Origin of the sequence: Paraburkholderia sp. RL18-085-BIA-A (genome assembly GCF_046027075.1) — a bacterium.
Lineage (GTDB): Bacteria > Pseudomonadota > Gammaproteobacteria > Burkholderiales > Burkholderiaceae > Paraburkholderia.
This window is the reverse complement of sequence record NZ_JARESU010000016.1, coordinates 69,010-91,487: the sequence shown is the minus strand read 5'-3', so window position 1 is coordinate 91,487 and position 22,478 is coordinate 69,010. Positions and strand designations below refer to the sequence as shown.

Genomic DNA, 22,478 nt, shown 5'->3' with positions numbered 1-22,478 from the left:
GGTAGCCGGCCTCAGTATACCCACCGCGCGCAGGCGTCGTCACCCATAAAGAAGCCCGCGACGTGATCGTGTCACGCGCGGGCCGACGTGCGGCGCGAACCGGGGACTCGCGCCGCAAGCACTGCGTGGAGAACTTAGAAGCGGTGACGCATCCCGACAGCCGCGGCCACCTGGTTGCCGGTCGACGACGGCGCCAGCGTGTTGATCGTCGCGACGTTCGCGCCGAAGTCGCCCAGCTCTCCCGACGCATGCTGGTACACGCCTTCCACATACACGTCGGTACGCTTGCTCAGCGCGTAGTCGCTTTGCAGCGACACCGTTTGCCACTTCGGATCGCCCGAGCCGTTCGAACCCGTCATCCGGCCGTCGGTGAACGTGTACGCGGCCGCGAGGCTCAACGCCGGCGTCAGCGCGTAACGGCCGTTCACTTCGTAGTTGTCCAGATGCAGGTTGGTGCCGCCGATGCCAGGCAGCGTCGCGCCGCCGACGCTCACGCCGGTGATGCCATCCAGTTGCGTGTGCGTGTACACGAAGCCGGCAGTGGCTGCGCCGTACGTATAGTTGACGCCTGCGCCGAACGAGCGTTGGAGGTTCGCCGCGATCGCCGCGCTGCCGTCGCCTTGCGACACCGCGCCGTTCAGGTTGGAACTGCCCGAGTTGTTCAGTTGCAGGTAGGAGGCCGCGAAGCTCAGCGGGCCGTTGTCATACGAAGCGCCTGCGCTCCATGCGCGGTTGTTCGAGAATTGGCCGGCCGAGTTGCTGAAGCCATACAGGCCGCCGAACTTGAGACCCCCGTAATTCGCGCTCGTGTATTTGACCGAGTTTTTGATCGAGAACGAGTTGTCCAGATTGTCGTTGTCGAACGGGTGAGCGGCGAGGTTGTTGCCGTAGCCTCCGCCTGCTTCGGACAGCGGCGCCAGATAGTCGACCATCGAGTCATATTGACGGCCGAGCGTCAGCGTGCCGTATTGATCGCTCTGTAGACCAACGAACGCCTTGCGATTGAACAACGTGCCGCTTTCCGAGTTCTGGCCGTTGTTCAGATTGAAGCCGCTTTCCAACGTGAAGATTGCGTGCAGACCGCCGCCGAGGTCTTCGCTGCCGCGCAGGCCGAAGAACGTGTTCGACACCGAGCCGCTGCCTTGTTGCCAGTTGCTGTGGCCGCCCTGGTTGTTCGAATACACGAGGCCGGCGTCCAGCGAGCCGTATAACGTGACGCTGCTTTGCGCGTGCGCCGTGACGGCGAACGCGCCCATGAGACCGGCTGCGATGAGGGTTTTTTTCATACTCAGATAACTCCGGGACAGTGCGTAGGGAATCGCATTCCAGTGCTTGCCGGCGACTGCGCAAATTGCGCCGGTTGCGTGACGATTCGTTGCGAAGTGTATTTCCCTGCAATCGAACTTTTAATCCCCGATGGCGCAACAATCAATTTTTGAATTCTTCACGGTTAATTTTAATTGCGTAAATTCGGATAAATATAGAAGAAACTTTTTAGAGGTTTATTTGAACAGGGCTTGTCAATCGCTGCGATGTTGCTGGATCGCGACGTTGCGCCGGAGCTTTGTAGGGTGGTCGTTACAGTGCATTACCCGATTCCTGACGATTCATGCCGTTTTCCGTAATTCACTTTTCCGGATTACACAAACTATCCGGCTCAATGGCGGTTATACAATTCGCTCGCCCTTTGACCGAGGGTGCCTTTTCATTTTATACGCGGCTTTCGGGCCGCGTTTTTTTATGGGCTTTTTCTAATGAAATCGTAAGTCGGGTGAATGGCGAAATAGAGTATTTCGTTTGGTGATCGGCTCAGCGGGACTTGTCCATTCGTCCTATGGGCGTGGGCGGCGTGCGCCGGGCGGGTAGAATTGCGGGCTTCAGATGTGTTTTTCCGCCCCGCGAACGTGAGTGAACCTGTAATGACCGATACACCCCTTCCATCGTCCGACACCGCTGCCGATCTCACGACGGAAGGCTCGTCCGAGCTGGGCGAAAGCGTGCACGAAGCGCGTTTGTGGCGTGACGACGGCTGGACCGCGCGCGTCATCAAGAATGAAGACGACGAAGGCTGGGCCGTCGAAATGATCAAGGACGGCGAAGCGGAACCCGCGCTCGTCGGACCATGGACGATGGGCCGCAACAAGAAAGATCCGAAGCCGCTCGACACGTCGGCGTTCAACACGCTGGTGAAGACCGCATCGGAAGTGCTTCGCCGTCATGAACAGCAACTGCGCGCGCAATTGCACAAGCAGGTGCGAGTGGCGAGCGCGGACGGTAACGACGAACTCGACATCACGCTGGACATCGTGCCTGACGAAATCGAACCGTATGCGTTGCTGAGCGCGCTAGACACGTTCGGTGAACAGCTCGCCCAGGTGCAGGTCGCGCCCAATTTCAAGCTGACCAAGGCGAGCGCCGCGGCATGGGTGGAAAACGAGTTTCGCCGTCCGGGCTAGTGGTCGAGCGCTTGCCCTCGCGGTGAGCCTTGACTGCGCCTCAGCTGCGCTTGCAGAAGATTGCCGTAACGAGCGGTGCCACGTGATGCACGATCGCCGTGCTGCCGGTGCTGGCCAGCGCGTCCTGCACCTTGGATTCGCTGCCGAATACCACCGCGCCGTAGGCCGAACGCGCGAGCGGCTCGCCGTCGCCGACGCGGAACATGGGGTCGTCCTTTTCGTAGCCGACCACCGCGAACACGCGAAAGCCGAACGCGGTCAGATCGGCGCCCGATGCCGGCGAGAACGCGTTGATCGAATTCTGTTCGACGCGCATCGGCTTCGGGTCGATCATCTGCTGCTGCGCGAGATCGGCGATGAACTGATGGCCGCTTTCATTGCAGCTGAGCGCGGTGTCGAGCGATGCGGCAAAAGCGGCTGGCGACAGCGCGGCTGCGAGAAGAAGGAGTACAGAGGAAATAAGGCGTTTCATAAGCGTTAGCGGCGACCTGCATTCGATGTCGTGGTTTTGCAACGGGTGGCGGCATGACGTCCAGTCCCGCAAGACGTTGCGCATCGAGGCGATTTCATTTGACAGGCGCAACTGGGTTCGCACTGTATCGCGATTCGGCACATCTTGCTTGGCGGCTGACACACGCCGGTAACCAAAGAGCCGCCAGGAATGTAAGGGAAGAAAGCAATCTTTTTCGATCCCGTATATATTTGCGGGTTATGACTTCGCAACCCCCTCCTCCAATTAAAGTTCCGCCGCCCCGCACGTGGGACGCCCGGCTAGCTCGCCGGCTCGTGACTCCGTTGGTGAATACCTGGGTCACGCCTAACCATCTGACCACGCTGCGCTTGCTGATCGGGCTGGCAGGCGCACTGTGCCTTGCGCACGGCGAATTCGCATGGGCCAATGCCGGCGCGCTGCTCATCGTGTTGTCGAATTTCGTCGACCACACTGACGGCGAACTTGCGCGCATCGGCGGCAAGTCGAGTCGAATCGGCCATTTTTACGATCTCGCGTGCGACGCACTCGTGACCGTGATGTTGTTCGTCGGCATGGGCATCGGCGTGGGCGCTGCGCAGATCGGCGGACTGAGGGTCGCGCCGGGCGTGCTTGGCGCAGTGGCCGGCGTGGCGGTCGCGCTGATTTTCTTCCTGCGCATGCGCATCGAGGAGATGGCGGGCAAGGCGGGCACGAAGCAGGCATCGGTCGGCGGCTTAGAAACGGAAGACGTGCTGTACCTGCTGCCGATCGTCACGCTGACAAACGTCGTGATGCCCTTCGTGGTGGTCGCATCGATCGGCGCGCCGCTGTTCGCCGCCTGGGTCGTGGTCGACTACTGGCGCGTTGCGCGCCGCGCCGCTCGTCCGTCGGGCAAGGTAGCCAGCACTTCCGAAACCAGTCGACGGTGGGCTAGCGAATGAGTACGCGCGCCGAAGACGACGTGATCGCAGGGGCGCCGCTTGAACGTTCGCGCGCTTCGGCGCCGGCGGCGCCGAATGCCGACCACGCGGTTGCGCGCCGCACGCGCACGTTCGACAACCCGCGCCTGCGCAAAGACTTCGCCACCCAGGGCGCGTTTCTCTATCTGGAAGACTTCCTCGCGCCCGAAGTCACGGCCCAGTTGGTCCACAGCGCGCGTGCGCTGCTCGACGAAGTGAACCGCAACTATCTGCCAGGTCACAAGCAGGGCGGCAGCGTGAGCCGTCATACGATCGACCGCCTCGCGCCGTTCATCGCCGAGCTGTATCGCTCGAAGGAACTGATCGGCTGGCTGGAGCAGCTGAGCGGCGACAAGCTGCAGGTGTCGCCCGTCGACGACCCGCACGCGTACGCGCTGTACTACTACACGCGACCGGGCGACCACATCGGCTGGCACTACGATACTTCGTATTACGACGGCCGCCGCTACACGCTGCTGCTCGGCGTGATCGATGAATCATCGTGCCGGCTCGACTACGAACTGCATACGCGCAACCCCGATGTGCCGGACCAACCGGGCTCGGTGCAGATTCCGCCGGGCGGCCTCGTGTTTTTCGACGGCGACAAGCTGCGTCATCGCATCACGCCGGCTGGCCCTAACGAGATACGCGTGTCGCTCACGTTCGAATACGTCACCGACCCCAACATGCGCCCGTTGCGCCGTTTCATTTCGAACATGAAGGACGCGATTGCGTACTTCGGTTTCCGCCAGGTGTTCCGTCAGATGGCATCGCGCGGCAAGGATCGCGCATGAGTCGCGCGGCCCTGCTTCTGCTGTCGATCGGCACGGCGCTGTTCGTCGGCCTGCTCGCGTGGCAGGGGTTCGGCTCGGTCGCCTCGACGCTGCTCGCGGCCGGTTGGGGGCTCGCGCTCGTCGCGGCGTTCCACGTGGTGCCGCTCGTGCTCGACGCCGGCGCGATCTCCGTGTTGTTCCAGCGCAGCCGCGACGGCGCGCAGCACCATCACGAACCGTCGTTGCGCGACGCGTTGTTCGCGCGCTGGATCGGCGAATCGGTGAATAGCCTGTTGCCGGCGGGGCAGATCGGCGGCCCGGTGGTGATGGTGCGTCAACTGTCCCAGCGCGGCATGCGCATGCGCGACGCCGCCTCCGTGATCACCGTCAGCACGACCGCGCAGGCGCTCGCGCAGATCGTCTTCGCACTCGGCGGGCTGCTGCTGTTCGGCGCCTATGCCGCGCACGGCGCGCTGCACGACCTGCGAACCGCGACGCTGCTTGCCACCGGCGTGCTGGGCGCGATGATCGTCGGCTTCTACTACGCGCAGCGGCGCGGCCTGTTCGGCCGGCTGCTCGGCGTGGTCTCGAAAGTATTCGGCAAGCGCGACTGGTCCGCGCTGATGACGCGCGCGGAAGCCGTCGACGCCGCCGTCGAGGCGCTCTACCGCGAGCGTGCCCGGGTCGCGGCGAGTTTTGCATTGAGTCTCGTGGGCTGGGTGGTCGGCACGGTCGAAGTGTGGCTCGCGCTGCGCTTTCTCGGCCATCCGGTCGACTGGATCGACGCGCTGCTGCTCGAAAGCATCGGGCAAGCGATTCGCGGCGCGGCCTTCATGATTCCGGGCTCGCTCGGCGTGCAGGAGGGCGGCTATCTGCTGCTCGCGCCGCTGGTCGGTCTGCCGCCGGATACGGCGCTGGCGCTGTCGCTCGCCAAGCGCGCGCGTGAAGTCCTGCTAGGTCTGCCGGGCCTGCTGGTTTTGCACTTCAGCGAAAGAAGCTGGCAACGGCGGCGCGCCACGGCGCGCGTGCCGGTTGCCGATTAATCTGGGTATTTTTTCAAAGGACCGCGCATGCGTGCCATCATCCTCGCGGCGGGCCTCGGCCTGCGTCTTCAGCAACCGCCGCAAGCTCAGTTCCCGAAATGTCTGTTGCAGTTCGACGGCATGAGTCTGCTCGAACGGCATCTGCAAATGCTCGAAACCGCCGGCGTGACGGATGTCGTGCTGGCGCTCGGCTTTCAGCCGGAAGCGGTGCGGGCGGAACTGGAGCGCATCAACTGGCCGCACACGGTGGAGACCTTGCTGAACCCGCGTTTCGATCTGGGCAGCGTCCTGACGGTGCATACGGTGGCCGAGGCGCTCACGCGCGGCGGCGACGTGCTGCTGATGGACGCCGACGTGCTCTATGACGAGCGCATTCTGAGCGCGCTGGTGGCGGGTGAGACGGTCAACCGGCTGTTGATCGACCGCGATTTCGAAGCCGGCGACGAGCCCGTCAAGCTGTGTCTGAAAGACGGCGTGCCGGTCGAATTGCGCAAGCAGCTCGCGGTCAATCTCGAGTACGACACGATTGGCGAGTCGGTCGGATTCTTCCGCTTCCGCGAGGAAACCGCGCGGCGTTTCACGCAGATCGTGGCGGGTTATGTCGAAAGCGGACGGGCCAACATGCCGCACGAAGAAGCCGTGCGCGATCTGCTGCTGGAGCGCAGCCAGGTGTTCGATACCGCCGACGTGACCGGCGCGCCGTGGATCGAAATCGACTTTCCGAACGACGTCGCTCGCGCGAGCACCGAGATCCTGCCGCAATTGCAACCACTCGTCAGCGCGTCGCGGTAAGCCGCTGTCAGACGCATCCCGTTGCATGACGAAGGGGAACCGGCTGCACGCCGGTTCCCCTTCGTCGCGTTGCGCGCTCGCGCACGCAAAGCCCTCAACGCAACAACATATGTTGCCGCTGCAATGCCATAATTGTCGCTTTACATCGACGGCCTAGCAGCCCTTCGTCCCGCAATGCCTCTTGCCTTAGGCGCATTCATTGTTCCGCTGATCGTCGCGTGCGCGATGTTCATGGAAAACGTGGACGGCACGGTGATCGTGACGTCGCTGCCCGTTCTGGCGCGCGATCTCGGCCAGGACCCCATCACCCTCAAGCTCGCGGTCACGGCCTATGTGATCGGCCTCGGCGTGTTCATCCCGATCTGCGGCTGGGTGGCCGACCGCTTCGGTTCACGCACCGTGTTCCGCACGGCCATCGGCGTCTTCATGGCCGGCTCGCTGATGTGCGCGGCGTCCACCTCGCTCGGCACCTTCGTGGTCGCGCGTTTCGTGCAAGGCATTGGCGGCGCGATGATGGTGCCGGTGGGCCGCATCATCATTTTCCGTTCGGTGCCGAAGTCCGAGTTCATCCGCGCGGTCAACTATCTGACGGTGCCGGCCTTGCTCGGGCCGGTGGTCGGACCGCCGCTCGGCGGCTTCATCACGACGTATCTGCACTGGCGTCTGATCTTCGTCATCAATATTCCGATCGGTCTGCTGGGCATCTGGCTCGCGAACAAGCACATCGCCAACGTGCGCGAGGCGCACCCCGGCCGGCTCGACTGGACCGGCTTCGTGTTGTCCGCCAGCGGCGCGTCGCTGTTCATGCTGGGGCTCTCGCTGGTGGGCGGCGAACTGGTGTCGAACCGCGTGTCGATCGGCATGTGCGCGACCGGCGTGGTGCTGCTGGTGCTTTACGCGCTGTACGCGAGCCGCGTCGAATTGCCGGTGCTCGATCTGCGGCTTCTGCGCATCCCGAGTTTTCATGCGAGCGTGGCGGGCGGCTCGCTGTTTCGCATCGGGCTCGGCGCGGTGCCGTTTCTATTGCCGCTTGCGTTGCAGGAAGGTCTGGGCATGACGGCGTTCCGCGCCGGGTCGATCACCTGCGCGTCCGCGTTCGGGTCGATATTCATGAAGGCGGTGGCGTCGCGCATTCTCGGACGCTTTGGCTTTCGCACCGTGCTGATGTTCAATGCGGGCTGCGCGGGACTGGCTATCGCGGTCTATGGTTTGTTCTTTCCGGGCACGCCGCACTGGTTGATCTGGTGCGTCGTGCTGTTCGGCGGCTTCTTTCCTTCGTTGCAGTTCACGTCGTTGAACACGCTGGCCTATGCGGATATTCCGAGCAGCGACGTCGGCCGCGCGACGAGTGTCGCGAGTGTGATCCAGCAGATTTCGCTGGGACTCGGCGTGACGATCGCCGGCATCGTGCTGCAAATCTCGCACAACGTGCAGGGCCACTCGACCATCGTGTTCTCCGACTTCTGGCCCGCGTTCCTCGTGGTCGGACTGTTCTCGTTCCTGTCAATCCCGGTCACCGCGCGTTTGCCGCCAGGCGCAGGCGATGAAATCGCGCGCGGCCATCGCGGGCGTGCGTGAAGCTGAATGAAGGTGCGGAAGGTGCGAGAACCGCAGGCGGCACGCACCTTTTGAAATATCGCGACTTCGCAAATGCGCTGGAAGCGACCGGAGCGTTACATCGATCAACCCGCCTGCTCGACCGGCGTCAACGTGAGTTCGAGCCGTTGTGCGCCCCGCAGCACCGTGACGTTGACCGGCTTGTCGATACGCGACACGTCGAGCGTGCGTTGCAGGCTATCCACGTCGTGCACGGCCTGCGCGTCGATCGCGACGATGGTGTCGTCGGTGCGCAGACCGCCGAGCGCGGCCGGGCTGCCTTTGACGATCTCCATCACGTGCACGGCGCTTTCCAAACTCCAACCGAAATAGCGCTGCACGCGACGCGATAGCGGCGTCGTGGTGCCGGCCACGCCGATATAGGCGCGCCGCACACGGCCATGCGCGAAGATCTGCATGATGACCCATTTGGCCGTGTCGATCGCGGTGGCAAAGCAGATCGCCTGCGCGCCGGGAATGATCGCGGTATTCACGCCGATCACCTGGCCCGCCGAATTGATCAGCGGGCCGCCCGAGTTGCCGGGATTGAGCGCGGCGTCGGTCTGGATCACGTCGTAGATCATGCGGCCGGAGTTCGAGCGCAGCGAGCGGCCGAGCGCCGACACCACGCCCGTCGTCACGGTTTGCGCGAGGCCGAGCGGATTGCCGACGGCGATCGCAATCTGGCCGACGCGCAGCTTCGACGATTCGCCGAGTTCGACGTGCGGCAGCGGTTCAGGCGAGCCGACGCGCAGCACCGCCAGATCGCTGCCGGGGTCGTCGCCGACCAGATCCGCGTCGAATTTCGCGCCGTCGGCGAGCGTCACCCGAATGTGCGTGGCGCCATGCACGACGTGGCTGTTGGTGAGCAGGTAGCCGTCGGGCGTGAACAGAAAGCCTGAGCCGGTGCCGCCGCGCGCGCCTCGGCCGCGACCGGACGGCTCGCCGGGCAGCCGGCGTTCGACGGAGATGAAGGCGACCGCCTGCTGGACGCGTTCGAGCGCACCGATTACGGTGCGGGAATAGGCGTCGAGCAGGGCGTCGTCGGATAAGGGGTTGAGTGACTGGGGCCCGGGGGCGTCGGATGCGGCGCGCGACAGGTCATCGATGAAGCGTGGACGGCTTCCCATGGCGATGCTCCGGATTAGCGGACCCGCAGATGCAGGGCGCGGCGGGGGTTTTCAAGGGCGGGTGGGGGTTGGGTTGGGTTGGGGCTGGCTGTGAGACACTTGGTTCGCCCACGCCACAAGGAGACACCCAATGTCCGCAGCCACGCCGTCATCCTCCGCCAGCGCATCGACCTCGGCCGAATCGCAGATCGAATCGCTCAGTGCGATCACGCTCGCCACGCACGACATGTCGCGCGCCGTGTCGTTTTATGAAGCGCTCGGCTTCCCGATCAAGTTCGGCGGTCCGCGTGAGGCGTTTACATCGTTCACGTTCGGCGGTTCGTACCTGAACCTGATTGCCGATACACGCGCGCCGGTCAACTGGTGGGGCCGCGTGATCTTCTACGTATCGGACGTCGACGCGTTCTACCGCAAAGCGCTGGCAGCCGGACTGAAACCATCGCTCGAACCGTCCGACGCGCCGTGGGGCGAGCGCTATTTCCACATCACCGATCCGGACGGCCACGAACTCAGTTTCGCGCGGCCGCTGGGTTAGGCCGCTGCTTTAGGCCGCTGCTTTAGCCCATTACATTAGCGCCGGACGTTCGTGCAAAACTCGCTATCATGAAGTTCACAACGCGTGCTAACCGCACACGTGCGCAAGCATGCGGCGCCCAAGCGAACGCACGCCCGCCGCCGGCGAGCCGCCCGGGTGGCCACGGTGGTAACACGGCTGACACCTGGCGCTTCGATAATCGAACGCGTTCGCGTCGCGCTGGCCGCCGCGCGCTTAACCATTTCTGTTGCCTGGAGAGCCGCAATGAAAGAGCAGGATTCGAGACCTGAAGCCGAATGGCTGGCAGAGCGGCAGCGCCGTTTCGAGGAAGACCTCATCGACGCCTACGACGAGGAACTCGAAATGGAGGTCGACGACCGCATCATCGACGGCGCGGATGGCTTCACGCCCGAGCATCGCGAAGCGCGCAAGCTGTATTTCCGCGAGCTGTTCCGCTTGCAGGGCGAACTCGTCAAGCTGCAGGACTGGATCGTGCAGACCGGCCATCGCCTCGTGGTCATCTTCGAAGGGCGCGATGCGGCGGGCAAGGGCGGCGCGATCAAGCGCATCACACAGCGGCTCAATCCGCGCGTGTGCCGCGTGGCGGCGCTGCCGGCGCCGAATAATCGCGAGCGCACGCAATGGTATTTCCAGCGCTACGTGTCGCACCTGCCGGCGGGCGGCGAAATGGTGCTGTTCGATCGCAGCTGGTACAACCGTGCGGGCGTCGAGCGTGTGATGAATTTTTGCAGCGACGAAGAGTACGAAGAGTTTTTCCGCTCGGTGCCGGAATTCGAAAAGATGCTGGTGCGCAGCGGCGTGCAGATTCTCAAGTACTGGTTTTCGATTACCGACGAAGAGCAGGAAATCCGCTTTCAGAACCGCATTCACGATCCGCTGAAGCAGTGGAAGCTCAGTCCGATGGACCTGGAAAGCCGGCGCCGCTGGGAAGCCTATACGCAGGCCAAGGAAGTGATGCTGCAGCGCTCGCATATTCCGGAGGCGCCGTGGTGGGTCGTGCAGGCCGTCGACAAGAAGCGCGCGCGACTGAACTGTATTCATCATCTGCTGAGCCAGGTGCCGTATCACGAGATCGAGCATCCGCAGATCGAATTGCCGGCGCGCGTCTATAACGACGAGTACAGCCGCCAGCCGGTGCCCAACTCGATGATCGTGCCCGAGGTGTATTGAGCGGTGCGTGGTGCAATGAAAAAGCGCGGCCTGGCCGCGCTTTTTTCATGCAGAGGCAAGACCGGTCGCGAAACCGGCCGCCCCTGGCCGGGCGTCGTTAGAACACCATCCGGAACACCCAGTACAGACCGGCCGCCAACGCGATCGACACCGGCAGCGTCAGCACCCACGCGAGCACCAGGCTGCGCACGGTGCCCCATTGCAGGCCCGAGCCGTTGGCCGCCATCGTGCCGGCCACGCCCGATGACAGCACGTGCGTCGTCGAGACCGGCAAGCCGTACATGTCGGCCGCGCCGATCGTCACCATCGCCACCATTTCGGCCGACGCGCCCTGGCCGTAGGTCAGATGCTGCTTGCCGATTTTCTCGCCGACCGTCACGACGATGCGCTTCCATCCGACCATCGTCCCCAGACCCAGCGCAATCGCCACCGCCACCTTGACCCATGTCGGGATGAACTTGGTGGCGTGATCGGTTTGCGCCTTGAAGTTGGCGATGACCTTGGCGTGCTCCGGCGCGAACACCGGCTGTTGCGCTTTCTGCATCAGGCGGATCGCTTCGGACGCGACGTACATGTTGTTGCGCACGTTATCGACGATGTTTTGCGGCACGGCGGCCATCGACCCGGATGCGCCGACCTGTTTGCCGATCTGCTCGGTCAACTGCTGCAAAGCGGGCAACGTGGCGGGCGTCAGCTGACGGGTGCGCACGAACGCTTCGACGTCGGCGCGCGGATTCGCCGACGGCGCGGCGCCTTGCGTATAGAGGGCGAGCGTCGCCGTGGTCTGCTGCGCGACCGCGACGAAGGTTTGCGTTTGCGCCGGCGTGACTGCTTTGTTCAGCGCATACGCGGTCGGCACTGTGCCGATCAGGATCAGCATGATGAGGCCCATGCCTTTCTGGCCGTCGTTCGAACCATGCGCGAACGACACGCCCGTGCAGGTGAGAATCAGCAGGCAGCGAATCCAGAACGGCGGCGGCGCCTTGCCTTTGGGCTCCGCGTACAACTCGGGGACGCGCACCACCGCTTTCAGGATCAGCAGCAGCAAAGCGGCCGCGAGAAAGCCCACCACCGGCGAGAACAGCAATGACTTGCCGACGCCGAGCGCCTGATTCCAGTCGACGCCGCTCGTGCCGTTGGTGCCGTGCATCAACTGGTTCATCAGGCCCACGCCGATGATCGAGCCGATCAGCGTGTGCGAGCTCGACGACGGCAGTCCGAAATACCAGGTACCGAGGTTCCAGATGATTGCCGCGATCAGCAACGCGAACACCATCGCGAAGCCGGCGCTGCTGCCCACCTGCAGAATCAGCTCGACCGGCAGCAATTGCAGAATGCCGAATGCAACCGCGCCGCTCGAGGTCAGCACGCCGAGAAAATTCCACGCCCCGGACCACACCACCGCGATGTTGGGCGTTAGCGAGTGCGTGTAGATCACTGTGGCGACCGCGTTGGCGGTGTCGTGAAAGCCGTTGACGAATTCGAAACCGAGCGCGATCAGCAGCGCGACGCCGAGCAACAGATAGGGCAGAGCCGAGCTCTCGCGAACCGATTGCAAATCGTCCAGCAGATGCACGGCGCAGTAGATTGCACCGGCGACGATCACGGCGATAAAAACGAAGAGGCTGAGATTGCGCCCCTTACTGCCTGCAGCACCAGGTTGCGGATACGAAAGTTCCGGCATGACGTGAGCCCCAGAGTTTGTCGCGGAACTTACGATCGTGAGAGGCCTGTGTGTCGCAATGATGACAGTGGCGTGACGGTCGCGCGCGCGCCCTCTGTGCGGGCTTCGGCCCCGCCGGCCGGGCCGGGTGCGCCGATTCGTCGCGCGGCCGGTGGCGGATAAAGATAGTCAGATATCCGAAAAGACCTATATTGGCGAGGCGCTCACGAAGCGCCGATCACCTCGCCGCTGGCGCTGCCGCCGAGGCTCCGTTTGTACGCTTGCGCGACCATCGCGGCAGGCACGCCTTGCGACGGATCGCGGCCCATCGACTCCAGTGTCTCGGCAACCCAGCCTGGGCTGACCACGTTGACGCGGGCCTTGCCGCGCAATTCGAGCGCAGCCGAACGGACGAACGCCTCCACGCCCGCATTCACGATGCTCACCGCCGCGCTGCCCGCCATTGGCTGTTGCGCGAGTACGCCGCTCGTCAAGGTGAACGAGCCGCCTTGCGACACGTGAGCCGCGCCGCAACGCACCAGGTTGACCTGGCCCATCAGCTTGTTGGCGAGACTGAACGCGATGTCTTCGTCGGAAAGCGCGGCCAACGGTGCGAATTTCGCCGCTCCTGCCGCGCAGATGACAGCGTCGAACGTGCCCGCCTGCTGGTACATCGACTCGATGCTGGGTTTGTCGGAGAGGTCGACGTGCAGATCCGAGCCCTTGCGGCTCGCGGTGACGATCTCGTGTTCGGCCGAGAGCAGCTTGACGATCTCGCCGCCGATCAGCCCCGTCGCACCGACGATAAGTATTCGCATACATCCTCCTAAGCAAAGCCATGTGCATTAACAGCCCGACCGATATGACGCGCGGACTCGCGCATCGGCCCAGCGCCGAATCATAGGTTCAAAGATAGTCGCCCGCAGCGCGTTGTGCCATGCAGCCACGGGGTGGGACGCGGACATCACGCGTGAACATCACGCTTCGTTCACTAGCAAAAAGCATGCATCGCGCTCCTTCGATGCGTGCCGGCCGAGAAATGCGCGTGCTTTTCCGTGACGAACTATTTTTGCTACGCTGCAAAGAACAATGGATTCAGGGGGCGCAGCGATGAAGCGAGACAGCCGCGTTGTTGCGCCTCGCCGCCACCGACCCGCTGACCGGCCTCAGCAATCGCCGGGTGCTCGATTCCCGGCTCGACGAAGAATGGCGGCGCGCGCGGCGCAGCGGGCGGCCGTTGTCGGTGCTGTTCATCGACGTCGATCACTCAAGCAATTCAACGACGCATACGGCCATGCGTGCGGCGACGAGGCGTTGAGCGCGGTCGCCGAATGCATCTCGGCGACGGTGCGGCGCTCGATCCACGTCGTGGCGCGCTATGGCGGCGAGGAGTTCGCGGTGGTGCTGCCGGAAACGGCGGCCGAGGGTGCGTACGGCGTCGCGGAGAAAATCCGCCGCAAGGTGCAGGGCCAGCATGTGGAGCAGAGCAACGGAGAAAACATCGCGGTGACGGTGAGCATCGGCTGCGCGAGCTGTGTGCCGGCCGAGGGCGAGAACGCGCTCGATCTGCTGGCCGCCGCCGACCGGCAGCTCCACGCGGCCAAGACGGGCGGGCGCAACCGGATCTGCTCGGCGCAGTGGACGGCGCGTTCGATGGCGAAGGACTCGTCGGCGTGAAAGTGAAGTTGAGTGCGAGCATGAGCATTGAGCGCGGCGCGGCGACAGCCAATGCGTGTCCCGGCCGGCGGCCTCACGTGCCTGGACTGCTGCGCGGCGCAAACCCGCGCAGCGTGATCGCGCCGCGCGTGTCGCCGCGTGACTGCAGCACGCGTTGGCCACCCAAATCGTCCGCCGACGCAAGCGGCTCGACCGGAAAGCCGCGCCGCTGCCATGCGTCGAGCCCGCCGGGCAATGCGCGAATCCGCGTGTAGCCATTGCTGCGCATGCGCTGCGTGACTTCGCTGGCGGTCGCACTGTCCGGGCAGATGCAGTAGATCACGCTGTCATAGGCGCGCAGCGCGTCGTTCAACTGCTCGGGCGAGTGAGGATCGAGCGCCAGCGCGCCGGGAATGCGGCGCGGCCCATCGAGCGCCGGCCCGGCGGGACGCGCGTCGAGCACCCTGGGCGGCGCAATGCGGCGCCTTGCTCGAGCGGCACGTTGCGCCGCCGTGTCCGCGAACTTGCGCCGCTCGCGGCGTCGCAGATGTAGACGGTACAGCAGATAAATCAGCCCCGTGCCCAACAGAATATCGACGACCGTGCCGCCGCGCGATCTGACGAACCCGAGCAGCATGTGCAACTCCCGCTCCGCCGCGGCGCCGCCGAGCAGCCAGAACGTGGCCCACGCAACCACGCTCGTCAGATCCCAGGCTGCATAGATGCGGCTGTCGACGGCGGTGCTGCCCATCAGCGGCGGCGTGATGAGCCCGAGCCCGGGGACGAACTTCGAGACCGACACGAGCGGCACGCCAAAGCGCTCGAACAGCGAGCGGGCGGTCTCGACTTTCGAATCGACGGCGGGCGACAGACGGCCGAGCGCAGCGAGCAGCTTGCGGCCATAGAGGCGGCCGGCGGTAAACCAGGTGCCATCGCCGATCATCGCACCGAGGACCGCCGCGCCGAGGATCGGCCAGAAGGAGAGGGTGCCCGCGGCGATCGCCGAACCCGCGAACAGCAGCATCGGAACCGCGGGGATTGGCACGCCGAGACGCGTCAACATGACGTTGACAAACACGGCTGCGCCGCCCCAGGTTGAAACCGCCGAAGACGGAATTTCTACCAATTGAGGAGCTCCTGTTAATGCGGTTGGGCCGGCGAGTTTCGAGGTCGCCCGACGCTCATGCAAGGGCTGTTCCCGACGCGCGGGCCGGTGGATCGTTTGTCCAACCGGTGCTCCGTGCGCTCAGCATACCCGACGGATCGTGGGCCGGGATGGCGTAGGGGGCGCCCGCATGATCACGCGGTCGGTTCGTGGCGAGCGCTGGGCGGCGAGGCTGGCGAGGCGGTGTGGTTGCCGCGCGGGTTGTGTGCGGTTTCGAGCCGGACTGGGGATGTCCGCGCATGAACCTGGGGATAGACGGGGTGTCTGCTTTGAGCGCTGACGATGGTCTGGACCGGCAGCCTTGTCCGTCGACGCGAACGCGCCGCGCTCGGTTTTGTGCCGTGAGGACCGTGCCGGGTTTTGCGTGTGGGGATATGCAAGCACCAGGCGGGCTAGCGGCGCGCAAACCCGGGCTGAGGATCGCGCTCGCGCCGACTGGCGCGGCGCGAAGGAGCCGCTAAGGCAGCGGCCAAAGTGGTAGCGTGAGCGTGCCGCCCAAAGGGGCGGCATGAAACACCTCACAGCCCGGCCCGCCGCTCCACCCGGTTTCCGCTCAGGTATTCGCGACCGACACCACTCCCGGGTTCCCAACGATCGACAAAAACTCCCTGCGCGTCGATGGATCGGTGCGGAACGTGCCCAGCATGCGCGACGTGACCATCGTCACGCCGGCCTTGTGCACGCCGCGCGTCGACATGCACTGGTGCGCCGCTTCGAGTATCACGCCGACGCCCGCCGGTTGCAGCACTTCGTTCAACGTGTCGGCGATCTGCACCGTCATCTTTTCCTGAATCTGCAGCCGCTTGGCGAACGCATCGACGAGGCGCGCCAGCTTCGAGATGCCGACCACCCGATGCCCAGGCAAATACGCGACGTGCGCGCGCCCGATGATCGGCACCATGTGATGTTCGCAATAGCTTTCGAAGCGGATGTCTTTCAGCACGATCATCTCGTCGTAGCCGTCCACTTCGGAGAAGGTGCGGGCGAGAATCTCGCGCGGGTCGACCTGATACCCCGCGAAGAACTCCTCGTACGAGCGCACCACGCGCGCCGGCGTGTCGATCAGACCTTCGCGCTGCGGATCGTCGCCGGCCCAGCGCAACAGCACGCGAACGGCGGCTTCAGCTTCATCGCGGCTCGGACGTTGCGCGGCCGCTGCGGGTTTGGTTTTCTTTGCCTTGCTGCTGGTCATGCGTTGCTCCTCCGGGATCGCGCGTCGACCCAGTACGGAGCGCGCGGGTTCAATGAGTGCGGCCATTGTTCCATGTTTTGCGTTCAATCGTGTCGATGTCCCCTTTGGGAGTCGGGGCGCAGCCGTTGGGACTATCGTGGGATCGCTTCGGGACCGCTCTGGGCCGCTTCCGGACAACTCCCGTTTGGTTCACTTCGGCCACTCGTCCATCGCGTCGTTGAACAGTTCGGCGACCACGCCGCGCAGCCAGCTCAGGCGCGGATCGTTGTGAAACTTGCGATGCCAGTGCTGGCGCAGATCGAAGCGCGGCAATGGCAGCGGCGGCTCGACCAGCGTGATCGACGCATGCTCCGACACATAGGCGAAGCCGATCGCGTGCGGCACCGTCGCGAGTAGATCGCTGCGCGCGAGGATGAACGGCAGGCTCATGAAGTGCGGCGTTTCGAGCACCGCGCGGCGCTTGATGTGTTTCTTTTCCAGGTAGTGTTCGAGGACTTCCTGGCTGCGGCCCTCGGCGCGCACCACCGCGTGACCGGCTGCCACGAACTGCGCGAGCGTGAGCGGCGCCTTGGACAGCGGATGCCCCGTGCGCATCAGGCATATGAAACGGTGCGTGAAGAGCCGCTGCTGGAAAAAGTTGTTGCCCGCGAGGTCCGGGAAATAGCCGACCGCGAGGTCGACGTCGCCCGATTCGAGGCCGCGTTCCACCTGCGACGGCGACAGCGTCACCGAGCGCAGATTCGCGCACGGCGCGCGTTCGGCAAAGAGTTGCAGAAGCCGCGGCAGGAACACGATCTCGCCGACATCGGACAGCGCGATCGAGAAGGTATGGGTGCTGGTGGCCGGATCGAAGTCCTGCACGTCGAGCATGCCTTTCTCGATGCGCAGCAGCGCGTCGCGGGCGGCGGGCAGGATCGCGAGCGCGCGCGGCGTGGGCTCCATGCCTTTGGACGTGCGCACGAACAGAGGATCGTTGAAGTATTCCCGCAGGCGGCCCAACGCGGTGCTCACGCGCGGCTGGCTCACGCCGAGCTGTTCGGCGGCGCGGCTGACGTTGCGGGCGTCTTCCATTGCGACCAGATAGGGGATCAGGTTCAGATCCAGTTGTGTCTCGGACATGCTTTTGATTTGCCTGCGGCGCTGGATAAGGCGGGGAGTGTACGGCTATTCGCCAGTGACATAGAGGGTAGCCGAGAAATCGCCGTTGTAGATAGTAGGTTTTTCCTTTGACGGACCGGCGCGCGGCATGCCGCATGCGGCGCGGCGGGCCTGTACCTTGCTCACCGCTAACAACCGGTCGCGCCCAGCGAACCCGTCATTGTCGCGGACAAGAACCTATGATTAAGGGGATTTCCCCGCCTTGACAACCCGCCCGAAGGGCAACCATAATCGCCGGAACGTTCGCTAAACGAATCCATGTTCATACATCGAACAAATCGACAGTGAACCCACCGAAGGCGCCAGCTTGCATCCCCACTGCGCGAGCCGCCGCCCGCATTGGCCCGGAGACCGTTCCGCGGCAGCGCTGCCGGCCCATGGCAGTCAGCTCCACGGCACGCAGCGCCCCAAAAGGAAATTCGACATGATCAACAAGATTTTCGAGTCACTTCAATCGGCGGTCGCCGATGTTCACGACGGCGCGACCGTCATGATCGGCGGCTTCGGCACGGCCGGCATGCCGTCCGAGCTGATCGACGCGCTCATCGAGCAGGGCGCGCGCGACCTCACCATCGTCAACAACAATGCGGGCAACGGCGACATCGGCCTCGCGGCGCTGCTCAAGGCCAAGCGCGTGCGCAAGATCATCTGCTCGTTCCCGCGCCAGACCGACTCGTATGTGTTCGACGCGCTGTATCGCGCGGGAGAGATCGAACTCGAACTGGTGCCGCAAGGCAACCTGGCGGAGCGCATTCGTGCGGCGGGCGCGGGCATCGGCGGTTTCTTCACGCCCACCGCTTACGGCACCAAGCTCGCCGAAGGCAAGGAAACCCGTCTGATCGACGGCCGGCATTACGTGCTGGAGTCGCCGCTGCATGCGGACTTCGCGCTGATCAAGGCGTACAAGGGCGATCGCTGGGGCAACCTCGTCTATCGCAAGACGGCCCGCAATTTCGGCCCGATCATGGCAAGCGCGGCAAAAACCGCGATCGTGCAGGTGTCGGAAGTGGTGCCGCTCGGCGCGCTCGATCCGGAAAACATCGTGACGCCCGGTATTTTCGTGCAGCGCGTGATTGCAGTGCCGCAAGCGGCACACGCCCCGACGCCCAATCCTCACGACGCTGCTGCCTGAACCGGAGACCGACATGAAAAAACTGACCCGCGATGAAATGGCCAAGCGCGTTGCGCTGGACATCCCCGAAGGCGCTTACGTGAACCTCGGCATCGGCGTGCCGACGCTGGTGGCCAACCACCTCGGCGCCGACAAGGAAATCTTCCTGCACAGCGAAAACGGCCTGCTCGGCATGGGCCCGGCGCCCGCCAAAGGCGAGGAAGACGACGAACTGATCAACGCCGGCAAGCAGCACGTCACGCTGTTGACGGGCGGCGCTTACTTTCACCACGCGGATTCGTTCGCGATGATGCGCGGCGGCCATCTGGACTTCTGCGTGCTCGGCGCGTTCCAGGTGTCGTCCAAGGGCGATCTGGCGAACTGGCACACCGGCGCGCCCGACGCGATTCCGGCGGTCGGCGGCGCGATGGATCTGGCGATCGGCGCGAAGCAGGTGTATGTGATGATGGAGCACCTGACCAAGCAGGGCGAAAGCAAGATCGCCGCCGAGTGCACGTATCCGGTGACGGGTGTGCGTTGCGTCGACCGCATCTACACCGACCTCGCGATGATCGACGTGACCGAGCAGGGCCTCGTGGTGCGTGAGATTTTCTCGGACATCGACTTCGATGAGCTGCTGAAGCTGACCGGTGTGCCGCTGACCGACGGTACGCAGGCGGCTCGCGCGGCCTGACGCGGCCCCGCCACGTCTTCCGGTTATGCAAGCGCGCATGAGGCGCCAGTCTCATGCACGCTTGCATGACAACCTCGGCGACAGACCGACCGCGTTTGGCGCACAATACAGCGCAACCCCGCGTGCGGCACTGTGTACCGTTCATGCGGCGGCGGGCGATGCTTTAGCGTTCTGGCGCTTGGGGTCGACGTATCGCATCGTGACGCACCGCGCTCTGCCCGCATGCAACCTTCACTCCCGATTCCCTCGAACATCGACGTCATCATGCTCGACTCCAGCGCCCGTCTGACCGGCCTTCTTTGCGGCACACAGCCGATGAACGACATCTGGGCGCCGCGTGCCACGCTGCAACGGATGCTCGATGTGGAAGCCGCGCTCGCGCGCGCTTCGGCCGCGCATCAAGTGATACCCCAGTCCGCCGTGCCCGCGATCGAAGCGGCCTGCCAGGCCGATCAGCTCGACGCCGACGCGCTCGCGCGCGACGCCGCGCTCGGCGGCAACCTCGCGATTCCGCTCGTCAAGCAGCTCACCGCACGCGTCAAAGCGGCCGACGCCGAAGCGTCGAAATACGTGCATTGGGGCGCGACGAGCCAGGACATCATCGACACGGCGACGGTGCTGCAATTACGCGACACCTTCGATCTGCTCGACGCGAGCCTGCAATCCACCTGCGACGCCGTGGCGAAACTCGCGGCCACCCATCGCGCGACACCGATGATCGGCCGTACCTGGTTGCAGCAGGCGCTGCCCATCACGCTCGGCCTGAAATTCGCGCAATGGCTCGACGCGCTGCTGCGTCATCGCGAGCGGCTCGATGCATTGCGCGCTCGTGTGCTGGTGCTGCAATTCGGCGGCGCGGCAGGCACGCTCGCGAGCCTGCGCGAAGCCGCGCCGCAAGTCACACAGTCGCTCGCGAAAGAACTCGGTCTCGCGGTGCCCACCTTGCCGTGGCACACGCAGCGTGACCGCATCGCTGAAACGGCGTCGCTGTTCGGCATGCTGATCGGCACGCTCGGCAAAATCGCGCGCGACATCTCATTGCAGATGCAAACCGAAATCGACGAACTGGCCGAGCCCGCTGCTGCCGGTAAGGGCGGTTCGTCGACGATGCCGCACAAGCGCAATCCGGTCGGCTGCGCCGCCGTGCTGACCGCCGCCACGCGCGCGCCGGGGCTGGTCGCCACCGTGTTCGCCGGCATGGTACAGGAGCACGAGCGCGCGCTCGGCGGCTGGCAAGCCGAGTGGGACGCGCTGCCGGACCTCGCGCGCCTCGCGGGCGGCGCGCTCGCCAACGTCGAACAGATCGCCGCCGGGCTGAACGTGAACGTGCCGCGCCTCGCCGCGAATCTCGACGTCACCCATGGCCTGATTCTCGGCGAAGCGGTCATGCTTGCGCTCGGCGACAGCATCGGCCGGCTCGACGCGCATCACCTCGTCGAGCGTGCGTCGAAAGCCGCGATCCGCGACGGGCAGACGCTCTTCGACGTGCTCGCCGCCGACCCGGCCGTCACCACGCATCTTCCGCTCGAGCGTCTGAAGCAATTACTCGATCCCGCTCAATACGTCGGTCAGGCGCACGCTTATGTGGACGCCGCGCTGGCACTTCACACCACGCGCGCCCAGCGCGCCCATTCCAAGGAGTAACCGGCATGCCCTACGCCGCAGTCAACGGCACCGAGCTTCACTATCGAATCGACGGCGACCGTCACGGCAACGCGCCGTGGATCGTGTTGTCGAATTCGCTCGGCAGCGATCTGTCCATGTGGACGCCGCAAGTCGCGGCGCTGTCCAAACGCTTCCGCGTGCTGCGCTACGACACGCGCGGTCATGGCCACTCGGAAGCGCCGAAGGGTCCGTACTCGATCGACCAGTTGGCCGGCGACGTGCTCGGCCTGATGGATACGCTGAAGATCGCCCGCGCGAATTTCTGCGGGATCTCGATGGGCGGCCTGACCGGCGTCGCGCTGGCCGCGCGTCATGGCGACCGTTTCGAGCGTGTGGTGCTGTGCAATACGGCGGCGCGTATCGGTTCGCCGGAAGTGTGGGTGCCGCGCGCCGCGAAGGCGCGCGGTGAAGGCATGCTCGCGCTGGCCGACGCGGTTCTGCCGCGCTGGTTCACGGCCGACTACTTCGAACGCGAGCCGGTGGTGCTGGCGATGATTCGCGATGTCTTCGTGCACACCGACAAGGAAGGCTACGCATCGAATTGCGACGCGATCGACGCGACCGATCTGCGTCCCGAAACGGCTGGCATCAAGCTGCCGACGTTGGTGATCAGCGGCACGCACGACCTGGCCGCGACGCCCGCGCAAGGCCGCGAACTCGCGCAGTCGATTCCGGGCGCGCGTTACGTCGAACTGGACGCTTCGCACATTTCCAACATCGAGAAGGCCGACGCTTTTACGAAGACCGTGCTCGATTTCCTGACGGAGACGAAATGAACGACGAGGACCGCTACGAAGCTGGGCTCGGCGTGCGTCGCGCGGTGCTGGGCAGCGCGCACGTCGACCGGTCGCTCGCGAACCGCACCGAGTTGACCGAAGAGTTTCAGAACCTGATCACCCGCTATGCGTGGGGCGAAATCTGGACGCGTGACGGCTTGCCGCGTCATACGCGCAGCCTGCTGACCATCGCGATGATGGTTGCGCTCAATCGCAGCGAAGAACTCGCGCTGCACTTGCGCGCCGCGAAGAACAATGGCGTGACGCGCGAGCAGATCAAGGAAGTGCTGCTGCAAACGGCGATTTATTGTGGTGTGCCGGCGGCTAATTCGGCGTTTCACCTCGCGGACAAACTGTTCCGCGAAGACGACGCGGCGGCAGCCGCAAAGCCGTAACGCTGTTCGTTTGTAGTCTCGCAATGAAACGCGCGCCGCTTGTCCGGCGCGCGTTC

21 protein-coding genes and 1 pseudogene are annotated in these 22,478 nt (G+C 64.5%); 14 read left to right on the top strand and 8 right to left on the bottom strand.

Translation table 11 applies throughout. From position 1 onward, the window contains the following. Positions 1–134: 134 nt before the first annotated feature. Positions 135–1,286 carry a porin gene (locus P0D89_RS14120; RefSeq protein WP_408358509.1) on the bottom strand — a complete coding sequence of 384 codons (1,152 nt, stop codon included), beginning with the start codon at positions 1,284–1,286 and terminating at the stop codon, positions 135–137. A gap of 633 nt (positions 1,287–1,919) precedes the next feature. Between P0D89_RS14120 and P0D89_RS14115 the strand changes: the two genes are divergently transcribed. Then, positions 1,920–2,456, top strand: coding sequence for a hypothetical protein (locus P0D89_RS14115; protein WP_408358508.1), 537 nt, complete (start codon positions 1,920–1,922; stop codon positions 2,454–2,456). A gap of 40 nt (positions 2,457–2,496) precedes the next feature. On the opposite strand, the gene P0D89_RS14110 is transcribed toward P0D89_RS14115, so the two are convergent. Further along, positions 2,497–2,928 (bottom strand): hypothetical protein, encoded by a 432-nt coding sequence (locus P0D89_RS14110; protein WP_408358507.1) that lies wholly within the window; start codon positions 2,926–2,928, stop codon positions 2,497–2,499. A 239-nt stretch (positions 2,929–3,167) separates the two neighbouring features. On the opposite strand from P0D89_RS14110, the gene P0D89_RS14105 reads away from it, so the two are divergent. The 5 genes from P0D89_RS14105 to P0D89_RS14085 all read left to right on the top strand — a co-directional run bounded on the left by P0D89_RS14105 (position 3,168) and on the right by P0D89_RS14085 (position 8,073). Further along, positions 3,168–3,869 carry a CDP-alcohol phosphatidyltransferase family protein gene (locus tag P0D89_RS14105; protein ID WP_408358506.1) on the top strand — a complete coding sequence of 234 codons (702 nt, stop codon included), beginning with the start codon at positions 3,168–3,170 and terminating at the stop codon, positions 3,867–3,869. Further along, on the top strand, positions 3,866–4,681 hold the full coding sequence (locus tag P0D89_RS14100; RefSeq protein ID WP_408358505.1) for a HalD/BesD family halogenase: 816 nt from the start codon (positions 3,866–3,868) through the stop codon (positions 4,679–4,681). The genes P0D89_RS14105 and P0D89_RS14100 overlap by 4 nt, the downstream gene beginning before the upstream one ends. Further along, positions 4,678–5,703: a lysylphosphatidylglycerol synthase domain-containing protein gene (locus P0D89_RS14095; RefSeq protein WP_408358504.1), complete on the top strand. Its 1,026-nt coding sequence runs from the start codon at positions 4,678–4,680 to the stop codon at positions 5,701–5,703. The genes P0D89_RS14100 and P0D89_RS14095 overlap by 4 nt, the downstream gene beginning before the upstream one ends. Positions 5,704–5,730: 27 nt before the next feature. Next, positions 5,731–6,495 (top strand): phosphocholine cytidylyltransferase family protein, encoded by a 765-nt coding sequence (locus tag P0D89_RS14090; RefSeq protein WP_408358503.1) that lies wholly within the window; start codon positions 5,731–5,733, stop codon positions 6,493–6,495. A 174-nt stretch (positions 6,496–6,669) separates the two neighbouring features. Further along, positions 6,670–8,073, top strand: a complete 1,404-nt coding sequence (locus P0D89_RS14085) for an MFS transporter (RefSeq protein WP_408358502.1) — start codon at positions 6,670–6,672, stop codon at positions 8,071–8,073. A gap of 104 nt (positions 8,074–8,177) precedes the next feature. Here P0D89_RS14085 and P0D89_RS14080 read toward each other — a convergent pair whose 3' ends face one another. Further along, on the bottom strand, positions 8,178–9,221 hold the full coding sequence (locus P0D89_RS14080; protein WP_408358501.1) for a S1C family serine protease: 1,044 nt from the start codon (positions 9,219–9,221) through the stop codon (positions 8,178–8,180). A 130-nt stretch (positions 9,222–9,351) separates the two neighbouring features. Here P0D89_RS14080 and P0D89_RS14075 point away from each other — a divergent pair, with 130 nt between their 5' ends. Then, on the top strand, positions 9,352–9,756 hold the full coding sequence (locus tag P0D89_RS14075) for a VOC family protein (RefSeq protein WP_408358500.1): 405 nt from the start codon (positions 9,352–9,354) through the stop codon (positions 9,754–9,756). A gap of 264 nt (positions 9,757–10,020) precedes the next feature. Beyond that, positions 10,021–10,947, top strand: a complete 927-nt coding sequence (ppk2, locus tag P0D89_RS14070; protein WP_408358499.1) for a polyphosphate kinase 2 — start codon at positions 10,021–10,023, stop codon at positions 10,945–10,947. A 97-nt stretch (positions 10,948–11,044) separates the two neighbouring features. Here the strand turns inward: ppk2 and P0D89_RS14065 are convergent, their stop codons facing one another. Next, positions 11,045–12,631, bottom strand: coding sequence for an inorganic phosphate transporter (locus P0D89_RS14065; RefSeq protein WP_408358498.1), 1,587 nt, complete (start codon positions 12,629–12,631; stop codon positions 11,045–11,047). A 203-nt stretch (positions 12,632–12,834) separates the two neighbouring features. Beyond that, entirely contained in the window at positions 12,835–13,428 is a 594-nt protein-coding gene (locus P0D89_RS14060; protein WP_408358497.1) for a short chain dehydrogenase, read from the bottom strand. A gap of 305 nt (positions 13,429–13,733) precedes the next feature. Between P0D89_RS14060 and P0D89_RS14055 the strand changes: the two are divergent. After that, positions 13,734–14,287: pseudogene (locus tag P0D89_RS14055) on the top strand (GGDEF domain-containing protein); the annotation flags it as partial. Positions 14,288–14,360: 73 nt separating this feature from the next. Here P0D89_RS14055 and P0D89_RS14050 read toward each other — a convergent pair. The 3 genes from P0D89_RS14050 to P0D89_RS14040 form a co-directional block, all read right to left on the bottom strand. Beyond that, positions 14,361–15,392, bottom strand: coding sequence for a VTT domain-containing protein (locus P0D89_RS14050; protein ID WP_408358496.1), 1,032 nt, complete (start codon positions 15,390–15,392; stop codon positions 14,361–14,363). A gap of 592 nt (positions 15,393–15,984) precedes the next feature. Continuing rightward, positions 15,985–16,623, bottom strand: coding sequence for a GTP cyclohydrolase I FolE (gene folE / locus P0D89_RS14045; RefSeq protein ID WP_408358495.1), 639 nt, complete (start codon positions 16,621–16,623; stop codon positions 15,985–15,987). 189 nt (positions 16,624–16,812) lie between these two features. Next, positions 16,813–17,742: a LysR family transcriptional regulator gene (locus tag P0D89_RS14040; RefSeq protein ID WP_408358494.1), complete on the bottom strand. Its 930-nt coding sequence runs from the start codon at positions 17,740–17,742 to the stop codon at positions 16,813–16,815. 463 nt (positions 17,743–18,205) lie between these two features. Here P0D89_RS14040 and P0D89_RS14035 point away from each other — a divergent pair, with 463 nt between their 5' ends. The 5 genes from P0D89_RS14035 to pcaC all read left to right on the top strand — a co-directional run bounded on the left by P0D89_RS14035 (position 18,206) and on the right by pcaC (position 22,422). Continuing rightward, positions 18,206–18,913 carry a 3-oxoacid CoA-transferase subunit A gene (locus P0D89_RS14035; RefSeq protein ID WP_149671026.1) on the top strand — a complete coding sequence of 236 codons (708 nt, stop codon included), beginning with the start codon at positions 18,206–18,208 and terminating at the stop codon, positions 18,911–18,913. 13 nt (positions 18,914–18,926) lie between these two features. After that, complete coding sequence (locus P0D89_RS14030) at positions 18,927–19,586, top strand: 3-oxoacid CoA-transferase subunit B (protein ID WP_408358493.1); 660 nt, start codon at positions 18,927–18,929, stop codon at positions 19,584–19,586. A 264-nt stretch (positions 19,587–19,850) separates the two neighbouring features. Continuing rightward, positions 19,851–21,230 carry a 3-carboxy-cis,cis-muconate cycloisomerase gene (locus P0D89_RS14025; protein ID WP_408358555.1) on the top strand — a complete coding sequence of 460 codons (1,380 nt, stop codon included), beginning with the start codon at positions 19,851–19,853 and terminating at the stop codon, positions 21,228–21,230. Between the two features lie 5 nt (positions 21,231–21,235). Beyond that, the gene (pcaD, locus tag P0D89_RS14020) at positions 21,236–22,027 is read left to right on the top strand and encodes a 3-oxoadipate enol-lactonase (protein ID WP_408358492.1); all 792 of its coding nucleotides are present in this window, start codon (positions 21,236–21,238) and stop codon (positions 22,025–22,027) included. Next, positions 22,024–22,422: a 4-carboxymuconolactone decarboxylase gene (gene pcaC / locus P0D89_RS14015; RefSeq protein WP_408358491.1), complete on the top strand. Its 399-nt coding sequence runs from the start codon at positions 22,024–22,026 to the stop codon at positions 22,420–22,422. Before pcaD ends, pcaC begins: the two co-directional genes overlap by 4 nt. The last annotated feature ends 56 nt before the right edge of the window (positions 22,423–22,478 follow it).